At 61.8% G+C, this 18467-nt stretch carries 13 protein-coding genes and 2 pseudogenes; 8 read left to right on the top strand and 7 right to left on the bottom strand.

Translation table 11 applies throughout. From position 1 onward, the window contains the following. Positions 1 to 26: 26 nt before the first annotated feature. From NA637_RS01045 to gshB, 7 genes are all read right to left on the bottom strand, one after another. The gene (locus tag NA637_RS01045) at positions 27 to 1298 is read right to left on the bottom strand and encodes a dihydroorotase (RefSeq protein WP_256070542.1); all 1272 of its coding nucleotides are present in this window, start codon (positions 1296 to 1298) and stop codon (positions 27 to 29) included. Continuing rightward, on the bottom strand, positions 1298 to 2314 hold the full coding sequence (locus NA637_RS01040; RefSeq protein ID WP_256070541.1) for an aspartate carbamoyltransferase catalytic subunit: 1017 nt from the start codon (positions 2312 to 2314) through the stop codon (positions 1298 to 1300). The genes NA637_RS01045 and NA637_RS01040 overlap by 1 nt, the downstream gene beginning before the upstream one ends. Positions 2315 to 2324: 10 nt before the next feature. Next, complete coding sequence (pyrR, locus tag NA637_RS01035) at positions 2325 to 2837, bottom strand: bifunctional pyr operon transcriptional regulator/uracil phosphoribosyltransferase PyrR (protein ID WP_256070540.1); 513 nt, start codon at positions 2835 to 2837, stop codon at positions 2325 to 2327. 19 nt (positions 2838 to 2856) lie between these two features. After that, positions 2857 to 3285 (bottom strand): Holliday junction resolvase RuvX, encoded by a 429-nt coding sequence (gene ruvX, locus NA637_RS01030; RefSeq protein ID WP_256070539.1) that lies wholly within the window; start codon positions 3283 to 3285, stop codon positions 2857 to 2859. Continuing rightward, entirely contained in the window at positions 3282 to 3851 is a 570-nt protein-coding gene (locus NA637_RS01025) for a YqgE/AlgH family protein (RefSeq protein WP_256070538.1), read from the bottom strand. Before NA637_RS01025 ends, ruvX begins: the two co-directional genes overlap by 4 nt. 82 nt (positions 3852 to 3933) lie before the next feature. Next, on the bottom strand, positions 3934 to 4830 hold the full coding sequence (locus tag NA637_RS01020) for an energy transducer TonB (RefSeq protein ID WP_256070537.1): 897 nt from the start codon (positions 4828 to 4830) through the stop codon (positions 3934 to 3936). A gap of 162 nt (positions 4831 to 4992) precedes the next feature. After that, positions 4993 to 5949 (bottom strand): glutathione synthase, encoded by a 957-nt coding sequence (gshB, locus tag NA637_RS01015; protein ID WP_256070536.1) that lies wholly within the window; start codon positions 5947 to 5949, stop codon positions 4993 to 4995. A gap of 235 nt (positions 5950 to 6184) precedes the next feature. Between gshB and pilG the strand changes: the two genes are divergently transcribed. The 8 genes and pseudogenes from pilG (at position 6185) to NA637_RS00970 (ending at position 18443) form a co-directional block, all read left to right on the top strand. Then, positions 6185 to 6592, top strand: coding sequence for a twitching motility response regulator PilG (gene pilG / locus NA637_RS01010; protein WP_019339789.1), 408 nt, complete (start codon positions 6185 to 6187; stop codon positions 6590 to 6592). Between the two features lie 44 nt (positions 6593 to 6636). Beyond that, a complete protein-coding gene (pilH, locus tag NA637_RS01005) occupies positions 6637 to 7002 on the top strand; it encodes a twitching motility response regulator PilH (protein WP_256070535.1) in 366 nt (121 codons plus the stop codon). Positions 7003 to 7038: 36 nt separating this feature from the next. Next, the gene (locus NA637_RS01000; protein ID WP_256070534.1) at positions 7039 to 7575 is read left to right on the top strand and encodes a chemotaxis protein CheW; all 537 of its coding nucleotides are present in this window, start codon (positions 7039 to 7041) and stop codon (positions 7573 to 7575) included. An 86-nt stretch (positions 7576 to 7661) separates the two neighbouring features. Next, a complete protein-coding gene (locus NA637_RS00995; RefSeq protein WP_256070533.1) occupies positions 7662 to 9710 on the top strand; it encodes a methyl-accepting chemotaxis protein in 2049 nt (682 codons plus the stop codon). Further along, a pseudogene (locus NA637_RS00990) lies at positions 9692 to 10186 on the top strand (CheR family methyltransferase); the annotation flags it as partial. The gene NA637_RS00995 and the pseudogene NA637_RS00990, both read left to right, overlap by 19 nt. An 11-nt stretch (positions 10187 to 10197) precedes the next feature. After that, entirely contained in the window at positions 10198 to 17391 is a 7194-nt protein-coding gene (locus NA637_RS00985; RefSeq protein ID WP_256070578.1) for an Hpt domain-containing protein, read from the top strand. Continuing rightward, positions 17384 to 17976, top strand: a pseudogene (locus NA637_RS25390) (chemotaxis protein CheB). Before NA637_RS00985 ends, NA637_RS25390 begins: the two are co-directional and overlap by 8 nt. Beyond that, positions 17973 to 18443, top strand: a complete 471-nt coding sequence (locus NA637_RS00970) for a chemotaxis protein CheW (protein ID WP_256070531.1) — start codon at positions 17973 to 17975, stop codon at positions 18441 to 18443. The pseudogene NA637_RS25390 and the gene NA637_RS00970 overlap by 4 nt, the downstream one beginning before the upstream one ends. Positions 18444 to 18467: the final 24 nt, after the last annotated feature.

Genomic DNA, 18467 nt, shown 5'->3' with positions numbered 1-18467 from the left:
ATGTCCAGCCTGCGCAGTCTTTCGTCTCAGCCTTCGAAGCTGACGTGGCCGTCGACGATGGTGTAGCGCACCGCCCCCGGCAGGCAATGTCCGATGAACGGGCAATTCCGGCCTTCCGAGTGCCAGCGCTCGCCGGCCAGGGTCGAGCTGCTCGGGTCGAAAAGGACCAAATCTGCGGCGCCGCCAATCGACAGCCGACCGGCTGGCAGCCGCAGCGCCGTGGCCGGGCCACTGGTCAGGCGCGCCAGCAGGGTCGGCAGGTCGAGCAAGCCGTCGGCCACCAATGTCAGCGCCAGTGGCAGCAGGATTTCGGCACTGCTGATACCCGGTTCGGTTTCGCCGAACGGGGCCAGCTTGGCGTCGGTTTCGTGTGGCTGGTGATGGCTGGAAATCGCCGAGATCACGCCGGCCTTGACCGCCTGGCGCAGGCCATCGCGATCCGCTGCGCTGCGCAGTGGCGGCTGTACGTGATACAGGCTGGAGAATCCATGCAGCGCTTCGTCGGTGAGGATCAGCTGATACATCGCCACATCAGCGCTGACGGGTAGGCCGCGAGCCTGCGCATCGGCAATCATCTGCGCGCCGCGGGCAGTGGTGAGTTGGCTGAAATGCGCGCGCACACCGGCTTGCTCCACCAGCAGCAGGTTACGCGCCAGGGCAATGGTTTCCGCTGTTTCGGGAATTCCGGCCAGGCCGAGAAAGGCCGCCGTCGGGCCCTCATGGGCCAGGCCACCCTCGGCCAGATCGCTGTCCTGTGAATGGATGACGACCGTGAGGTCAAATGTGGCTGCGTATTCCAGCGCCCGGCCCAGGCTGCGATTGCTGGTGAAGTTGGCCAGGCCGTTGCCGAAGGCGACGCAGCCCGCGTCGCGCAGCGCGACCAGTTCCGACAACTGCTCGCCGGCCAGGTTGCGCGTCAACGCGCCGACCGGAAAGACCTTGGCGTGACCGGATTCGCGGGCGCGATCGAGGATCAGTTCGGCTACTGCCGCAGTGTCCAGCACTGGCTTGGTCTGTGGCGGGCAGCACAGACTGGTGATGCCGCCAGCCGTCGCCGCGAGTGTTTCGCTGGCAATGCTGCCCTTGCGGCTGTAGCCAGGCTCGCGGAGTGCTACCGACAGGTCGACCAGGCCAGGCGCTGCGACCAGGCCTCGGGCATCAATGGTCTGGGCGGCGTTGAAGCCTGCTGGGGCCTGGCCGAGCGCAGCAATCTTGCCGTCCTGGCAGTAAATATCGGTGACTTCGTCGCGCCCGCTGGCCGGGTCGATCAGGCGAGCACCGAGGATGTGGGTAGGCATCAATTCTGCTCCTCGGCTGCGTATTCCTGTTCAAGTTGCCGTTGTGCCGTCTGTCCGCTCATCGCCATGGACAGCACCGCCATACGAATCGCGATGCCATAGGTGACCTGGTTGAGAATGACCGACTGGGCGCCATCGGCCACTGCAGACTCGATCTCGACGCCACGGTTGATCGGGCCGGGATGCATGACGATAGCGTCCGGCTTGGCCAGCCTCATACGCTGGGTCGTGAGCCCGTAGAGCCGATAGAACTCGCCTTCGCTGGGCAGCAGCCCGCCCTGCATGCGTTCGCGCTGCAGGCGCAACATGATCACCACGTCGACGTCGCGCAGGCCTTCGTTCATGTCGTGGTAGACGCTCACGCCATACTGCTCCAGGCCGACGGGTAGCAGCGTCTTCGGGCCTATGACACGAATGTCCGGGCAGCCCAGTGTTTTCAGCGCGAGCATATTGGAGCGGGCTACCCGCGAATGCAGGATGTCGCCGATGATGGCCACTGAGCGCTTTTCAACGTCGCCTTTATGCCGGCGAATGGTGAGCATGTCGAGCATGCCCTGGGTCGGGTGCGCATGGCGCCCATCGCCGCCGTTTATGACCGCTACGTCCGGGCAGACGTGTTCTGCGATGAAATGCGCAGCGCCGGAATTGGCGTGACGAACGACGAACATGTCGGCGGCCATCGCCTCGAGGTTGCGCAAGGTATCGGTAAGTGTTTCGCCCTTGCTGGTCGAGGAGGTCGAGACGTTCAGGGTGATCACGTCCGCCGACAGCCGCTTGGCCGCCAGCTCGAAGGTGGTGCGAGTGCGTGTGGAGTTTTCGAAGAATACGTTGCAAACGGTTTTGCCTCGCAACAGCGGGACTTTCTTCACCGCTCTGGCGCCGACCTCGAGGAACGAGTCGGCGGTGTCGAGGATTTCGGTAAGTAGCGCGCGGGGTAGCCCATCCAGTGAGAGGAAATGGCGCAACTGTCCATGGTCGTTCAGTTGGAGTGGGCGCTTGGCGTCGGTTGGCGTCATCGCGAGGGTCTCAATTGGCGGAGGCGAGGGTCTGGAGCTCAAGCGTTAGCGGGGTTGGGCCAAGTAATTTGACCCGTTGGTCAGGAGCCAGTGAGAGTGTCGCGCCAACTACGTCTGGCCGGATTGGCAGCTCGCGGGCGTTGAGGTCGAGCAGGCATACCAGGCTGACGCTGGCGGGTCGACCATAATCGAACAGCTCGTTGAGCGCGGCGCGAATGGTGCGACCGCTCATCAGTACATCATCGACCAGTACCAGGTGCTGCCCTTCGATTTCGAAAGGCAGCTCCGAGGGGCGGACCTGGGGATGCAGACCGTTCTGGGTGAAATCGTCGCGGTAGAAGGAGACATCCAGAATCCCCAGCGCTTCCTTCTTGTTCCGCCGTTCAAGCAGCGCCTGGGCGACCCAGACGCCGCCGGTGCGGATGCCGATGAAGCGAGGTTCGCTGACGGCGCGGCTGTCCAGATGTTCGGCCAGAGCGGCAGCCATTTCCGGGAGCAGCTGGTCGGGGTTGGGCAGGGTCATGATTTCTCCTGGGACCGCTTCAGGCGGTTTGCTGGGCACTCAGCCAGCCTTCGAGTAAAAGAGCGGCGGCCAGCGCATCGACCGGGCGTTCACGGTAACCGCCGCTCTGACCGCCACGCAGGCGCTCGCCTTTGGCTTCGTATGTCGTGAGGCGCTCGTCATGGGTATGCACTGGCAGGTTGAAGCGACCGTTGAGGCGGCGGGCAAACTTCTCAGCACGAGCGCTCATCTCACTGGCACTGCCGTCCATGTTTAAAGGCAGGCCGACCACCAGTGCATCCGGTTGCCACTCACGCAGCAGTGCCTGGATTTGTGACCAGTCGGGTACGCCATTTTGCGCCTTGAGCACGCAGAGCTCGCGTGCCTGACCGGTGACCGCCTGTCCGACGGCGACACCGATCTGCTTGGTGCCGTAGTCGAAGCCGAGCAGCAGACGCAGCGTGCTCATGCGTGGCCGACCTGGCTGCTGAGCAGCCCAAGGTCGACCCCTAGCGATGCGGCAGCGGCGGCCAGGCGTTGATCATGGGGCAGGTCGAAAAGAATCTCTGGCTGCGCCTGGCAGCTGAGCCAAGTGTTGCCGGCCAGCTCCGCTTCCAGTTGACCGGGTTCCCAGCCCGCGTAGCCGAAGGCAATCAGATGCTGCTTGGGGCCGCAGCCGTCGGCGATGGCGAAGAGTACGTCCTGGGACGTCGTCACTCCGAGCGGGCCCAGATCGAGCGTTGCCTGGAACTGGACGTCGGCCGGATGCAGCACGAAGCCTCGGTCGGTCTGGATCGGGCCGCCCGAAAAGATCGTCAGGCGCTGGCTGCGGGCATCGCCTGGCTGATCCGGGCGGAGTTGCGCAAGGATGTCCGCCAGGTTCAATCCGCTCGGGCGATTGACGATAAGCCCCATCGCGCCATCCCGGTTGTGCTCCACCAGATAGATCAAGGCCTGGGCGAAATGGGGGTCTGCCATATGTGGCATGGCGATCAGAAAGTGATGCTTGAGGTAGCTGGGCGAGGTCGCGTTCATGGGTGCTAGCTTAAGCGTTGCGGGCTGGGCCGTGAAGCAGCCGCGCTCGACAGCGTGCCCGATGCGGCGCGAGCGTCTCTGGTCAGCGGCTTGACAGACGGTCGCCGCGCTCGAACCGCCAGGTTCTGATGATCTCGACCTGATCGAAGTTCTGCGCCAGCTCACCGGAAAAAGGCGCAAACGGTGCGGCAAGCCTGACAATGCGCATGGCGGCCTGGTCGAGCATCGGCTGGCCTGAGGATTCGAGTACTCGAAGCTCCTGTACCGCGCCGTTTCGGTCAACGACCACCAGCATGCGCAGGCTGCCGTAGATCCGTCGACGGCGCGCCTCGTCGGGGTAGTTCAGATTGCCGATGCGTTCGACTTTCTTGCGCCATTCGTCCCGGTACCAGGCGCTGATGTCGCGCATGGTGGCTGCGCTGTTCTGACGACTGACGCGAGGCCGCTTGGCATATTGCTCGACCTGTTGGGCGAGTTCGGCTTCCAGGCTGGCGATTTCCGCGCTGAGCTGCGAACTGTCGTAGGCGGGAACCGGCTGCGCCTGCGGCTGCGGCTTGTCCTTTTGTGGTTTTGCCGGTGTCTTGTCCGGCTGCGGTGCGCGGGTCGCTACGGCTGTCTTTGGCGCCTCGCTAGGGCTGCTCGGCGGTGGCGACGAAGCGGGCGAGACCTTGCGCACCTGAGTGTCCTGAAACGGCGCTTGCTCGGTGGTTTTCGGCGAGGCCTTATGCTCCAGTGTGCCGCTGCCTTGCTGATTGTCCTGCGCGAGGAAATCTGCTTCCTTTGGCTTGTCGTCGCTTTTAAACCTGGACAAGGTGATTTCCAGCGATTTGCTGGTCTGCTTCGGTTCGGAGAGCGTGAAGCCGAGCCCTAGGATGAGGGCACCATGAAGCGCGGCCGCGAGAAATAGCGTAAAGCCGAGGCGGTCTGCCGGACGGACACCGGTAGGGACAAGAGAGGGGTGGCGTGTAGCGGCGTTCATCGCATTTCAGTCGGCTAGAGGTGCGCGCAGTCTGCCGACTTTGAGCTTGAAGCCGCAAGCTTCAAGTCCAAGGCTGTTAGGTCGGTCATAGAACAGCCGCTCGAAGCTTGAAGCTGTAAGCAAAGAGCTGAAAACTCCGGCGCTTCCAGCTTCCAGCTTTTTTTAGCTTTGAACGTTTAGCTTCCCGGCAATCGCATCCATCAGCCGCTCGCCGATGCGGGTATCGAACGCATTGTCGATCTCACGAATGCAGGTCGGGCTGGTGATGTTGATCTCGGTCAGGAAATCACCGATCACGTCCAGTCCGACGAACAGCAGGCCACGTTTGCGCAACTCCGGCCCGACAATCGCGGCGATCTCCTTGTCACGCTCGGAAAGTGGCTGAGCGACGCCGCGTCCGCCGGCAGCAAGATTGCCCCGTGTTTCGCCCGCTGCCGGAATGCGCGCCAGGCAATAGGGCACCGGCTCGCCGTCAATCATCAGGATGCGTTTGTCACCCTCATTGATGGCCGGTATGTATCGCTGCGCCATAATCTGGCGACTGCCATGCTCGGTCAGCACTTCGAGAATCACGGAAAGGTTCGGGTCGCCTTCGCGGTGGCGGAAAATCGATGCGCCACCCATTTCATCCAGCGGTTTGAGAATGATGTCACGCTGCTCGCGAGCAAACTCCCGCAGAATGTCGGACCGCCGACTGACAAGGGTCGGCGGGGTGCATTGCGGAAACTGGGTGGCAAAGAATTTCTCGTTGCAATCGCGCAGGCTCTGCGGACGATTCACCACCAGGGTGCCGGCCTGCTCGGCAAGCTCCAGCAGGTAGGTGGCATAGACATACTCGCTATTAAAGGGCGGGTCCTTGCGCATCAGGATGACCTCGAGATCGGCAAGAGCGCCGTCGATCTCTTGCCCTGTTTCGTACCAGCGCTGGGGGTCGTTGAAGACCTGGATCGGGCGCATGCGGGCCCGCGCCTCGCCGGCAAGCTGGTAAAGATCGCGCTGTTCCATGTAATAGATCGCCCAGCCGCGGTCCTGGGCTGCCAGCAGCATGGCCAGGGAGCTGTCTTTCTTGAATGCGATCTGCGCGATTGGGTCCATGATGATCCCGACGCGAACAGTCATGTGGTGGTCTCCAACGAGGGGCAGCAGGAGCTGCCAGAGGCTTGAAATACCGACGCAGATTGGCCGCGGTTGTGCGCTGGGTCAAGGAAAATTCCGCTGCTCCGGCGGCAGATAGCTTGCATCTGAGGAGTGTGCTAAAAAGGTCCGGCGATTGGCTGCGGCCCCTCGATGGCAGGGCCTGCGGCGCACTGACATAACGATAGACTACGATTCACCGAGGCAATGGCAGGGCGAAATGGAACAGCACTCCGAGGGCTTGAAGGTCATGGTGATCGACGATTCGAAAACGATTCGTCGCACCGCCGAAACGCTACTGAAGAAAGTAGGTTGTGATGTGATCACGGCGGTGGATGGCTTCGATGCGCTTGCCAAGATCGCAGATAGCCATCCGCGCATCATCTTCGTCGATATCATGATGCCCAGGCTGGACGGTTATCAGACCTGCGCGCTGATCAAGAACAACAGTTCGTTCAAGTCCACGCCGGTGATCATGCTGTCCTCGAAGGATGGTTTGTTCGACAAGGCCAAGGGGCGGATCGTGGGGTCGGACCAGTACCTCACCAAACCGTTCAGCAAAGAAGAGTTGCTCGGCGCGATCAAGGCCCATGTGCCGGATTTTGCACCGGTTGAGCAAGTATCCTGAAGCCCGGCCCTGTGTGCCGCTGAAGTCTTTCCCACGGAGAAACCATGGCTCGCGTTCTGATCGTTGATGATTCGCCGACCGAGATGTACAAGCTGACAGCCATGCTGGAAAAGCATGGGCACGTCGTGCTCAAGGCCGAAAACGGTGCCGATGGCGTAGCGCTTGCGCGCCAGGAGAAGCCGGACGTGGTTTTGATGGATATCGTAATGCCCGGCCTGAACGGTTTTCAGGCCACTCGCCAACTGACCAAAGATGCTGAAACCAGTCACATTCCGGTGATCATTGTGACCACCAAGGATCAGGAAACCGATAAGGTCTGGGGCAAGCGCCAGGGCGCCAAGGATTACCTGACCAAACCGGTGGACGAAGCGACCCTGCTGAAGACCCTGAGCGCCGTACTTGCCGGTTGATCGACGATTCCGATTCGGACAAAGGAAGTTGCCAGCATGTCGGATACGCCTTCGCCGTTTCAGCGACTCTTGGAGATCGACAACCGGTGCAGGGCATTGGCTGCCGGACTGCCGGCGCAGCAAGAAGCTGTCCAGACATGGGCCGGTATAGGTTTCCGGATGGGTGGCCGACTGTTCGTTGCGCCGTTGGGGGAGGTCGGCGAAATACTCCACGAGCCGCGCTATACCCTGCTGCCCGGCGTGAAAGCCTGGGTCAAAGGGGTTGCCAACGTCCGCGGTAGGCTGCTGCCGGTCATGGATCTGTGCGGTTATTTCGGGTTGCAGCTATCACCACTACGCAAGCAGCGGCGCGTGTTGGTGGTGGACCATCAGGAAGTGTTCGCTGGATTGACGGTCGATGAAGTGTTCGGCATGCAGCACTTTCCGGTGGATGCTTTTTCCGAACACTTGCCTCCTGTCGAGGCATCGATTCAACCATTCATTCACGGTGTTTTTCAGCGTGAGCAGCCCTGGCTGGTCTTCAGCCCGCACGCGCTTGCGGCGCACCAGACATTCCTCGACGTGGCGCATTGATCGCATTGATTTAGGTGGGGTCGGCTGATGCCGACCTTTTGGTTCTTGGAAGGAAACGTACGGGTGGTCCAGGCGGGGCCGGAAAAATGAAAAAAATGAACGCGAATGCATTGTTGGCAGGTGTACGTAGCAATACCTTGATCGCTGGGCTGTTTATCCTGCTGATCGTGTCGATGGTGCTGCTGTTCGTGAACTTTGCGTACATCAATACCCAGGCCGACCACGATAACGAATACATTGGGCACGCAGGTGAGCTGCGCGTTCTCTCCCAGCGCATTGCGAAGAACGCGGTTGAGGCGGCTGCCGGCACAGCGGAGGCGTTCGACTCGCTGAAAGACGCGCGAAACGACTTCAGCGAGCGTTGGCGCTATCTCTCCGAAGGAGATGAGCGCATCGGGCTGCCAGCGGTGCCGCAGTCGCTTCAGTCTGAGGTGGCGGCAGTGCAGCAGGACTGGGATACGCTGCGGCAGAACACGGACGCGATTCTGGCCAGCGAGCAAACCGTACTGTCCCTGCATCAGGTAGCTGTAACCCTCGCCGAAACCATTCCGCAGCTGCAGGTTGAATACGAAGAAGTGGTCGATATTCTGCTGGAAAGTGGCGCGCCGGCCGCTCAGGTGGCGGTGGCGCAGCGTCAGTCGTTGCTTGCCGAACGTATTCTGGGCTCTGTGAACAGGGTGCTTTCCGGTGATCAGAACTCGGTGCAGGCCGCCGACATGTTCGGCCGTGACGCCAGCCTGTTCGGTCGCGTCCTCAGCGCCATGCTCGAAGGCAACGAAGCCATGGGGATCACCCGGGTGAGCGACATCGAAGCATTGGATCGGCTGGCTGCAACCTCTGAGCTGTTCCAGTTCGTGTCCGGATCGGTGGATGAGATTCTGGAAACCTCGCCGGAACTGTTCCAGGTGCGCGAGTCTTCGAACAGTATTTTCGAGGTCTCGCAGACCCTGCTGGACAAGACGTCCGAACTGACCCAGGGGCTTCAAAGCCGTGCCGAAGGCCGTTACGTCAATACGCTGGCCGGCTATGCCCTCGGTGCATTGGCACTGGCTTCGGTTCTGTTGATCGGCCTGGTCATGGTCCAGGTTACCCGCCGTCGGTTGAGCGAAACCGCGGACAAGAACGAGCGTAACCAGGCCGCGATTTTGCGTCTGCTCGACGAAATCGGCGATCTGGCTGACGGTGACCTGACGGTCGCCGCCACAGTGACTGAAGACTTCACCGGCGCCATCGCCGACTCGATCAACTATTCCATCGACCAATTGCGTGACCTGGTTGAAACGATCAACCAGACCGCCGTACAGGTCTCTGGAGCGGCCCAGGAAACCCAGGCGACGGCAATGCATCTGGCCGAGGCCTCCGAGCATCAGGCTCAGGAAATCGCCGGTGCATCGGCGGCAATCAACGAAATGGCGGTGTCGATCGACCAGGTATCGGCCAACGCCGCCGAATCCTCGGCGGTAGCCGAGCGCTCGGTAGCGATTGCAAACAAGGGCAACGAGGTGGTGCATAACACCATCACCGGCATGGATAACATACGGGAGCAGATTCAGGACACCTCCAAGCGAATCAAGCGTCTCGGCGAGTCCTCGCAGGAGATCGGGGATATCGTTAGCTTGATCAACGATATTGCCGACCAGACCAACATCCTCGCGTTGAACGCTGCGATCCAGGCCTCCATGGCAGGTGACGCCGGTCGAGGCTTCGCGGTGGTTGCGGACGAAGTACAACGCCTTGCGGAGCGATCCTCTGCTGCGACCAAGCAGATCGAAGCCTTGGTGAAAACGATTCAGACCGACACCAACGAAGCGGTTATCTCGATGGAGCAGACGACTTCCGAAGTGGTTCGAGGGGCCCGTCTGGCCCAGGACGCCGGGGTTGCGCTGGAAGAAATCGAAAAGGTATCCAGGAGCCTCGCGGCGCTGATCCAGAACATTTCCAACGCGGCTCGCCAACAGGCGTCGTCGGCTGGTCATATTTCCAACACCATGAACGTCATTCAGGAAATCACCTCGCAAACCTCCTCGGGCACCACCGCTACTGCGAGGAGCATTGGTAACCTCGCCAAGATGGCCAATGAGATGCGCCATTCGGTGTCCGGCTTTACCCTGCCGGAAGCGCAGGATCAGGTCTGAACCCGTTGGCGATTTGCACCGCAGAGGCGCTTACCCGCAGCGGCGGCGAAACACAGTTTGGGGTGATAGGAACCGATATCAGTCTCGGCGCGTTGAGCCGTTCGCGCGCGGGGCTTCACGGCCTTCGTCGGCTCGCGCAGTTGGACCCCGACCTGCGCGAGCGGTATTCCCAACCACTGGCGGGTGAGCGTTTCCGAGTGGTGTCCAGCCTGGCGACCAGGGTGTGCTTTGCCCCACTTAACGTGCTGGAGCTGGCCGGTGCGCCAATCTCCGATGTGGATGTCATTTTTTGTCAGAACCTGTTGATTTACTTCCGCCGCTGGCGCCGCCGCGACATCCTCAATCGTCTTGTCGAGCGCCTGGCGTCGGGAGGATTGCTGGTCATCGGCGCGGGCAAGGTTGTCGGTTGGCAGCATCCGGAACTGGTTCCGGTCGTCGATAATCAGCTTCTGGCCTTTATCCGGAAATGTTTATGAGCGGAGTCGCTATGGGTGACCGGCACGATTATGTCGCCCTGGAGTGGGTGAAAGGCGAAATTGCCGAAACGCTGAAGCAGGCACGTCAGGCCTTGGAAGCGTTCGTCGAAAGCCCGCAAGACTCGACGCGGATGCGCTTCTGCTTGACCTATGTGCATCAGGTGCTCGGCACCTTGCAGATGGTCGAGTTCTACGGTGCGGCACTGCTGGCCGAAGAAATCGAGCAACTTGCCCGTGCGCTGCTGGATGAACGCGTCCCCAGCCAGAGCGAAGCGCTGGAAGTGCTCATGCAGGCGATTCTGCAGATGCCGGTTTACCTGGATCGTATCCAGAGTGCTCGGCGCGATCTGCCGATGGTCGTGCTACCGCTGCTCAACGATCTGCGGGCGGCGCGGGGCGAGCAGCTGTTATCGGAAACCCGCCTGTTTTCGCCAAACATGTCCGCCCGGGTGCCGGCCCTGTCGGGCGAGTTTTTGGCGCAGCGACAGACCGAGGAGCTGCCAGGTTTGCTTCGAAAGCTACGGCAGATGTGGCAGGTCGCGTTGGTGGGGGTCATTCGCAACCAGGATCTGCCTACCAACCTAAGCTATATGGCACGCGTCTTCGCGCGTCTGGAAATGCTCTGTAAGGATGCGCCGCTGGGCGCGCTGTGGCAGATCGCATCCGGCGTGGTTGAGGGGCTCGCCAGTGGCGCTGTCGCTAATGGCACCACGGTTCGGAACCTGTTACGTCAGGTAGACAAAGAGCTGAAGCGTCTGGTCGCGCAGGGCGCCGAGGGCATCAACCAGGCCGCTCCTGACGAGCTGACCAAGAATCTGCTGTTCTATGTCGCCAAGGCGCCGGCTCAGTCGCCCCGCATCCAGGCCTTGAAAGCTGAGTACAGTCTGGATGATGCGTTGCCCGACAGCACGCTAGTCGACGAAGAGCGGGCGCTGCTGGCCGGGCCGGACCGCGGCGCCATGCGCTCGGTCGTGGCCGCGTTGTGTGAGGAACTGGTTCGGGTCAAGGACAGCCTGGACCTCTTTGTCCGCAGCGACCGTTCGGGGCTGGCCGAGCTTGCGGCGCTGCAGCCGCCGCTCAAGCAGATTGCCGATACGCTCGCCGTGCTCGGTTTCGGTCAACCACGTCGGATCATTCTGGAGCAGATCAGCCTGGTCGAAGCCTTGGCCAATGGCCAGCAGCCTGACGACGCTGCCTTGATGGATGTCGCCGGCGCCCTGCTGTACGTCGAGGCGACGCTGGCTGGCATGGTTGGGGGCACCGCAGCCGAGCATCGAGGCGAGGAGAGTCATCTCCCTACCACCGACGTCGGTCAGATCCACCGCCTGGTTATTCGCGAGGCGCGTACGGGCCTGGAACAGGCAAAAGACGCGATTATCGAGTTCATCGCCTCGCAATGGAACCATCACCATCTGGCAGCTGTTCCGGAGTTGCTGAGCCAGTCCCGCGGCGGGCTGGCAATGGTTCCCCTTGCCCGCGCGGCGGCCTTGCTGGATGCCTGCAACCGCTACATCCAGGAACAATTGCTTGCGAAGCAGGCGATCCCGGATTGGCAAAGCCTGGATACGCTGGCTGATGCAATAACCAGCGTCGAGTATTACCTCGAGCGTCTCAGCGAAGACTGCGGCTCGCAGGGCGACCTGATCCTGAATGTCGCCGAGGAGAGCCTGCAGGCGTTGGGCTATCGGCTCAACGAGCAGCCTTATAGCGGGTTGGGAGAAACCAGCCCTGAGGCGAACGTCGAGTCGTCGGATCCGCTCGATGACATCGAAGTGCTGCCTTCCGAGCCGGCGCAGGCCCCGGAGCCTGCTGCCGAAATGCAGGACAAGGCCTCGATACGAGCAGATTTTCCGCCATCTGGGCAACACCGGAGTGCCGATACCGAGCCGGCCAACCCAGGCGCATCGGGTGTCGCCGGTGTGGCGCAAGCCGAGTCGTTCGATTGGTCAGGCGAAACTCTCGAACTGGCAAAATTGGAATCTTTGCAAGCAGATGCTGTCGCGGCGGACGATGCATCGCACACTGCCGAAGGACGGCCTGCCGATGATTCGCCGGACTACCTGCTGGAGTGGAGCGAAGCCGAGATGGCTGCGCTCGATATGCCTGAAGTCGTGCTGCCCGTCCCCATGGTCCGTGCGGCTTGCGACGAGCCGGCCATGACCCTGGAGGCGATCATGGCGACGCCTGTCGTCTCGGTCAATCCCCCGGCTCGGGATGTTCCGCCGAGCCTTCTGCCTCCGCCCGAGGGTGAGGAGGCAGTCGATGATGACTTGCTTGAAGTCTTCATCGAGGAAGCCGCCGAGGTGCTCGAAACCATCACCGAGCACCTGCCACGTTGGTCTGAAGATCCGTCTGACAAGGAGGCCCTCGGCGAGCTGCGGCGCGCCTTCCATACGCTCAAGGGCAGCGGGCGCATGGTCCGTGCGTTGGTCATCGGCGAACTCGCCTGGTCTGTCGAAAACCTGCTCAATCGGCTCCTTGATCGCAGCCTTGACGCAGGCGAGCCGGTCAAGCAACTGGTAGGTGACGTGGTGGCGCTGATGCCAACCCTGGTCGAAGAGTTTGCAGCCAAGGCACAACGCCAGCGCGATGATGTTGATCGGTTGGCGATCAACGCTCACGCCCTGGCCAAAGGGGAGCCGCCTGAACCTGACCCGCAGGGCGAAGTCGCGATCGACCAGCCGGCCCAGCCGGAGCTGCTTGACGAAGTGCTGGATCCGCAGTTGCTGGAGATATTCCGCAACGAGGCAGAAGCGCATCTTGCCGCGCTCGTCGACTTTCTCGCCGATTGCGCCCAACGCCTGCCGCGACCCGTTACCGACCCTTTGCAGCGTGCGCTACATACCCTCAAGGGGAGCGCGCACATGGCCGGGATACTGCCGATGGCGGAGATCGCCACGCCATTGGAAAGAATGGTCAAGGAATTCAAGGCCAACCTGATACAGATGGATCTGGCCGAGGCCGAACTGTTACATAGCGCAGAGCAACTGCTCAGGCGAGGGCTGGACAATCTTGAGCGTGAGCCGCTGGCAACGATCGAGGGTGCGGAAGATTTCATGGCCAGCGTGCATGCGCTGCATCAGGCACGGCTGGCGGATGCTGGCGCGCGTGGCGATACCGAACGGGGCGAGCCACGCGATCCAGGCATGATTGCGCAGTTTCTCTCCGAGGGCATGAACATCCTGCTCGACGCCGAATCGCTCTTGCAGAGCTGGCGCGAGCATCCTGCCGAGCGGCAGGAGCTGACGGCGCTGCTGGAAGAATTGACGACGCTGGGTCTCGGCGCTCAGATGGCCGAGCTGCCGCAAATCGACACGCTGTGTCGGGCGTTGCTCGACCTGTATGCGGTTGTGCAGGAAGGTCGTCTTGCGGTCAGCGCACGATTCTTCGATGACATCGAGCAGGCTCACGAGGCGCTGGTTGGCATGATGGATCAGGTGGCGGCCGGTCTGCAGGTGAGCGGACAGCCGGAGCTGGTGGCCCGGCTTGAACAGTTGCTGGCCGACGCGATTGATCCGCTCAGCTTTGAGCAACCGGGCGAAGAAAGCGGCATGACGCCCGCTGCTACGTTTGACTCGATCGACGCCACCAGCCAGCCTCGAGCCGAAGCCGAAGCCGAAGCCGAAGCCGAAGCCGAAGCCGAAGCCGAAGCCGAAGCTTGGCTCGCCGAGCCTTTGTTGGACCAGGACGAGCCAGACGAGGAAATGGTCGAGATCTTTCTTGACGAAGCGGTCGATCTATTGGAAAGCGCTGGCGATGCGCTGGAACGCTGGCTGGGAGACCCAGCCAATCAGTTGGCGTTATCGGCCTTGCTGCGTGACCTGCATACCCTCAAAGGCGGCGCGCGGATGGCTGAAATTCGGCCGATTGGCGATCTCGCGCATGAGCTCGAAACCCTCTATGAAGGGCTTTCAGACGGTCGCTACGTGCATACGGATGACCTTGCCACGCTGCTCCTGCGCAGCCACGATCAGTTGGCCATGCAACTTGAGCAGCTCCAGGCGCACAAGCCAATGGACCCCGCTGCGCGGCTGATCGAGCACATCCGCGCTTATCGGCATGGGGTCGCACCGGGCTTCGAGCCGGCTGTTTGGTCCGGCGACGAAACGCAAGTGGTCGACGAGGACCCGCAGAGGGCTGAGTCCGCTGCTGCTGACTCAGGGCGGCTGGAAGCTGCGGAGACGCCCGATGATGCCCGGCTCGGGCTCGATATGGACAGCGATGAACCTGAGGTCGGACCTGCATCGGCGCAAATCTTTCCGTTCCAAGCGTGGCTCCAGCCAGTGGCGCAGGGCCTCGTCGAACTGCCCGAAGCGCCGCAACCGGAGCCGGTCGAGTCGCCGCAACCGGCCTTGGCGACCGAGTCAGGCAAGGCACAGGCAGGTCGCTGGGAGAACCGCAATCCAGAGCGGATAGCGATCTTTCTAGAAGAAGGCTTTGACATCATCGGGCGCGCCGGAGCATCGCTTCAACGCTGGGTCGATGATGTTGACAACAGTCTTGAGATCGAAGCGTTGCAACGGGATCTGCACACCCTGAAAGGCGGTGCGTGGATGGCCGGCATAGGCGCGATCGGCGATCTGGCCCATGACCTGGAGTGCCTGTACGAGGGGCTGTGCGCCGGTCATTACCGCGCCAGCCCAGCCTTGTTCGCGCTCCTGCAAACCTGCCATGATCGGCTCGCGGCAATGCTCGATGCCGTGCGAGCTTTCCGTGAGGTGCCGGACGGGCAAGCGCTGATCGCAACCATTCAGCGTTTTCGGGCGAACCCTGAAGAGCAATTGAGCATGCCCAGCAGCGTTGCGTTGCAGGCAGCGCAGGATGCCGCCCAAGACGCTGCCGAAGCCGAGATTCTCGATATTTTCGTCGAAGAAGCGGACGAGCTGCTGGAGGAAATGGAGTCCGCTCTCGGGCGCTGGGAAGCCACAGGTGATAGCGTCGCGCCTCTGGCCGACATGATGCGGGTGCTCCATACCCTGAAAGGCGGTGCGCGGCTGGCGGCTCAAGTTCGGCTGGGCGACATGGCGCATGACCTGGAGCAACGTCTGAGCGAGGCGCAACTGCAAGGCGGTCCATGGACTGACAGCCTGTTTCTGGACGTGCAGGGCAGCTATGACGCATTGCTCAAAGAGGTCGAGTCGATGCGCTCGCGGCTGATAACTGAGCCCGATCTGGAGACAGACTCACAGCCGCAGGAAATTACGCAGGCGGAGCACACAAGCTCGTCCGTCATCGTGCTCGAAACGCCTATTGTGGCCGCCAGTGCTCAGGCTCCGACCGGCACTTCGCCGGCTAAGGTTCTGCCATTCATCCGCCGCGCCGAACAGGCTGCACTGGATGCTGCTTCACGCCGCGCACCGCAGGAACTGGTCAAGGTGCCTGCGGACCTTTTGGAGGGATTGGTCAACCTGGCGGGCGAAACATCAATTTTCCGCGGTCGGGTTGAGCAGCAGGTCAGCGACGTTGGCTTCACCTTGGGAGAGATGGAAGCCACTATCGAGCGGGTTCGCGACCAGTTGCGACGGTTGGACACCGAAACCCAGGCGCAGATTCTTAGCCGCTATCAGGCTGAAGCCGAGCGTGCAGGCTACGACGACTTCGATCCGCTGGAAATGGACCGGCATTCGCAGTTGCAGCAGCTGTCACGCGCACTGTTCGAGTCGGCATCGGACCTGCTGGATCTAAAGGAAACCCTGGCCGCGCGTAATCGCGACGCGGAAACCTTGCTGCTGCAGCAGGCGCGGGTCAACACGGAGCTGCAGGAAGGCCTCATGCGCACCCGCATGGTTCCCTTCGATCGGCTGGTGCCTCGTTTGCGCCGGATTGTTCGTCAGGTGGCTGGCGAGCTAGGCAAGCAGGTCGAGTTCCAGGTGGGCAATGCGACAGGTGAGATGGACCGCAGCGTACTCGAGCGCATCGTTGCGCCATTGGAGCATATGCTGCGCAACGCGGTTGACCACGGTATTGAGGTCGGCGCCAAGCGTGTCGCAGCAGGTAAGCCCGAGCAGGGCAACATTCGCCTGGACCTGAGCCGTGAAGGCGGGGATATCGTGCTGGCCTTGAGCGATGACGGTGCAGGCATCAACCTTGAAGCCGTTCGCCGCAAGGCGATCGAGCGCGGCTTGATGCAGCCCGGCATCGAGCTGTCGGACCATGACGTGCTGCAGTTCATTCTCGAGGCCGGTTTCTCGACCGCCGAGCAAGTGACGCAGATATCCGGGCGTGGTGTCGGCATGGATGTGGTGCATTCCGAGGTCAAGCAGCTCGGGGGCTCCATGAGCATCGAGTCTACGCTTGGCAAAGGGACACGCTTCCTGATCCGCCTGCCATTCACTGTGTCGGTCAATCGGGCTCTGATGGTGTATTCCGGCGAGGACCTTTATGCGATTCCGCTGAACACGATCGAAGGCATCGTGCGTGTGTCGCCTTACGAACTCGAAGCCTATTACCAGCCAGGTGCATCGCGCTTCGAGTATGCGGGACAGACCTATGAGTTGCGCTACTTAGGCGAGCTGCTGAACAACGGTCAGCGGCCAAAGCTGGTCGGGCAAAGCCTGCCGTTACCGGTGATCCTGGTGCGTTCGAATGACCACAGTGTGGCGGTACAGGTCGACAGCCTCGCTGGTTCCCGCGAAATTGTGGTGAAGGGCTTGGGGCGGCAATTTGTCACTGTGCCGGGCATTTCCGGGGCGACCATTCTCGGCGATGGCCGAGTGGTGGTGATCCTCGATCTGCTCGCGACCATCCGTGTCCTGCATGCCCATCTGCTTACCCAGCAGCAGCCACTGCGCCTGCTCGGCGAAGACGAGCCGGCCGATAGCGAAGTCGCTCGGCCAACGCTGGTGATGGTGATTGACGATTCGGTGACTGTGCGCAAGGTCACCAGTCGCCTCCTCGAGCGGAACGGAATGAACGTGCTGACGGCCAAGGATGGTGTCGACGCGATCGCGCAGTTGCACGAGCGCAAGCCCGACATCATCCTGCTGGATATCGAAATGCCGCGGATGGACGGCTTCGAAGTGGCCACGCTGGTGCGGCGCGATGAGCATCTGAAGGCTCTGCCCATCATCATGATCACCTCGCGAACCGGCGAAAAGCACAGGGATCGGGCCATGGCCATCGGCGTGAACGCGTACCTTGGAAAACCTTACCAGGAATCGCTGCTACTCGAGACAATCGAGCAACTGGTCAAGCGTCATGAGTGAGCTCGTTGCGGCACGCATCGGCATAATCGCCGACACCTCGCTGCAGCGCCACGTGTTGCAGCAGGCCTTGAGTGCCAATGGTTACAAGGTCGTGCTCAACTGCGACCCGGCGCGAATCGAGGAATCAGACCTGCTGGCAGCGCAAGCCGAGCTGTGGTTGGTCGATCTTGCGCAGACGGAAGCTTCTCCCCTGGTTAATGCCTTGCTCGAGCGGCACAGCTGTCCGGTCCTGTTTGGCGAGGGGCTCGCGCCGGAGCGCCACTCCGAACCGAGCCCTACAGTCCGTCCATCGATCAGCTGATGCTCAATCTGGCTCAGCAGTTCGGTGATCGTTGCGGTGTCATCGCGTTCAGCGGCATGCGCAGCGATGGCAATGCCGCGGCCGCCTATGTTTTGCGACAGGGCGGCAGGGTCTGGACCCAGCGAGCCGACTCCTGCGTTTGCTCGCGCATGCCCGACAGCCTGCGCGAGGGCGGCTATAGCTCGCTCAGCGGCGATCCGCGCGAGCTGGCGCAGGCCTTGGTCAATCATTTTGCGCAACAGGCCAGCCAGCCCGTTGCGGCATTGCAACCGGATAACCCATGAGTCAAGCCGCTATCGATCAGGATACCCCTGCCAGCCTAACCGCGCTTCTGGTCCCCTTGGCCGACCGAATGTTGCTGGTGCCAAACGTCGCGGTAGCCGAGCTTGTTCCTTATCGCGCTCCGCAGTCGGCGCAAGGCACCCCGCCCTGGTTTCTCGGGCAGATATCGTGGCGAGACCTGAGATTGCCGCTGCTGTCGTTCGAGGCGGCATCGGACGGTCAACCCGACACGGGGCCGGGTTCGCGCGTGGCCGTGCTAAACGCCCTGGGTGGGCGTGATCATGTGAAGTTCATCGCTTTGCTGGTTCAGGGCATCCCGCGCTCGATCAAGGTTGACCCGAACCTGGCGCGGTCGGACGTCCCGTTGGCCCCTCTGGAGCTGGACGCGGTCAACCTTGGCGATGTTCAGGCGCGCATACCGAACCTTATCGCGCTGGAGCAGAAACTGGCGGACGCCGGCCTGATCTGAGGCGGGTCGGATACAGCCGATAAA

Source organism: Stutzerimonas stutzeri (genome assembly GCF_024448935.1).
Taxonomy (GTDB): domain Bacteria; phylum Pseudomonadota; class Gammaproteobacteria; order Pseudomonadales; family Pseudomonadaceae; genus Stutzerimonas; species Stutzerimonas stutzeri_AO.
This window is presented reverse-complemented; position numbering and strand designations above follow the sequence as displayed.

Bases quoted from the DNA above. Each gene is read 5' to 3' on its own strand.
- NA637_RS01040 (WP_256070541.1), bottom strand. From the start codon at position 2,314: ATGACGCCAACCGACGCCAAGCGCCCACTCCAACTGAACGACCATGGA.
- NA637_RS00995 (WP_256070533.1), top strand. From the start codon at position 7,662: ATGAAAAAAATGAACGCGAATGCATTGTTGGCAGGTGTACGTAGCAAT.
- NA637_RS01000 (WP_256070534.1), top strand. From the start codon at position 7,039: ATGTCGGATACGCCTTCGCCGTTTCAGCGACTCTTGGAGATCGACAAC.
- NA637_RS00985 (WP_256070578.1), top strand. From the start codon at position 10,198: ATGGGTGACCGGCACGATTATGTCGCCCTGGAGTGGGTGAAAGGCGAA.
- pilH (WP_256070535.1), top strand. From the start codon at position 6,637: ATGGCTCGCGTTCTGATCGTTGATGATTCGCCGACCGAGATGTACAAG.
- gshB (WP_256070536.1), bottom strand. From the start codon at position 5,949: ATGACTGTTCGCGTCGGGATCATCATGGACCCAATCGCGCAGATCGCA.
- NA637_RS01045 (WP_256070542.1), bottom strand. From the start codon at position 1,298: ATGCCTACCCACATCCTCGGTGCTCGCCTGATCGACCCGGCCAGCGGG.
- ruvX (WP_256070539.1), bottom strand. From the start codon at position 3,285: ATGAGCACGCTGCGTCTGCTGCTCGGCTTCGACTACGGCACCAAGCAG.
- pilG (WP_019339789.1), top strand. From the start codon at position 6,185: ATGGAACAGCACTCCGAGGGCTTGAAGGTCATGGTGATCGACGATTCG.
- NA637_RS01020 (WP_256070537.1), bottom strand. From the start codon at position 4,830: ATGAACGCCGCTACACGCCACCCCTCTCTTGTCCCTACCGGTGTCCGT.
- NA637_RS00970 (WP_256070531.1), top strand. From the start codon at position 17,973: ATGAGTCAAGCCGCTATCGATCAGGATACCCCTGCCAGCCTAACCGCG.
- NA637_RS01025 (WP_256070538.1), bottom strand. From the start codon at position 3,851: ATGAACGCGACCTCGCCCAGCTACCTCAAGCATCACTTTCTGATCGCC.
- pyrR (WP_256070540.1), bottom strand. From the start codon at position 2,837: ATGACCCTGCCCAACCCCGACCAGCTGCTCCCGGAAATGGCTGCCGCT.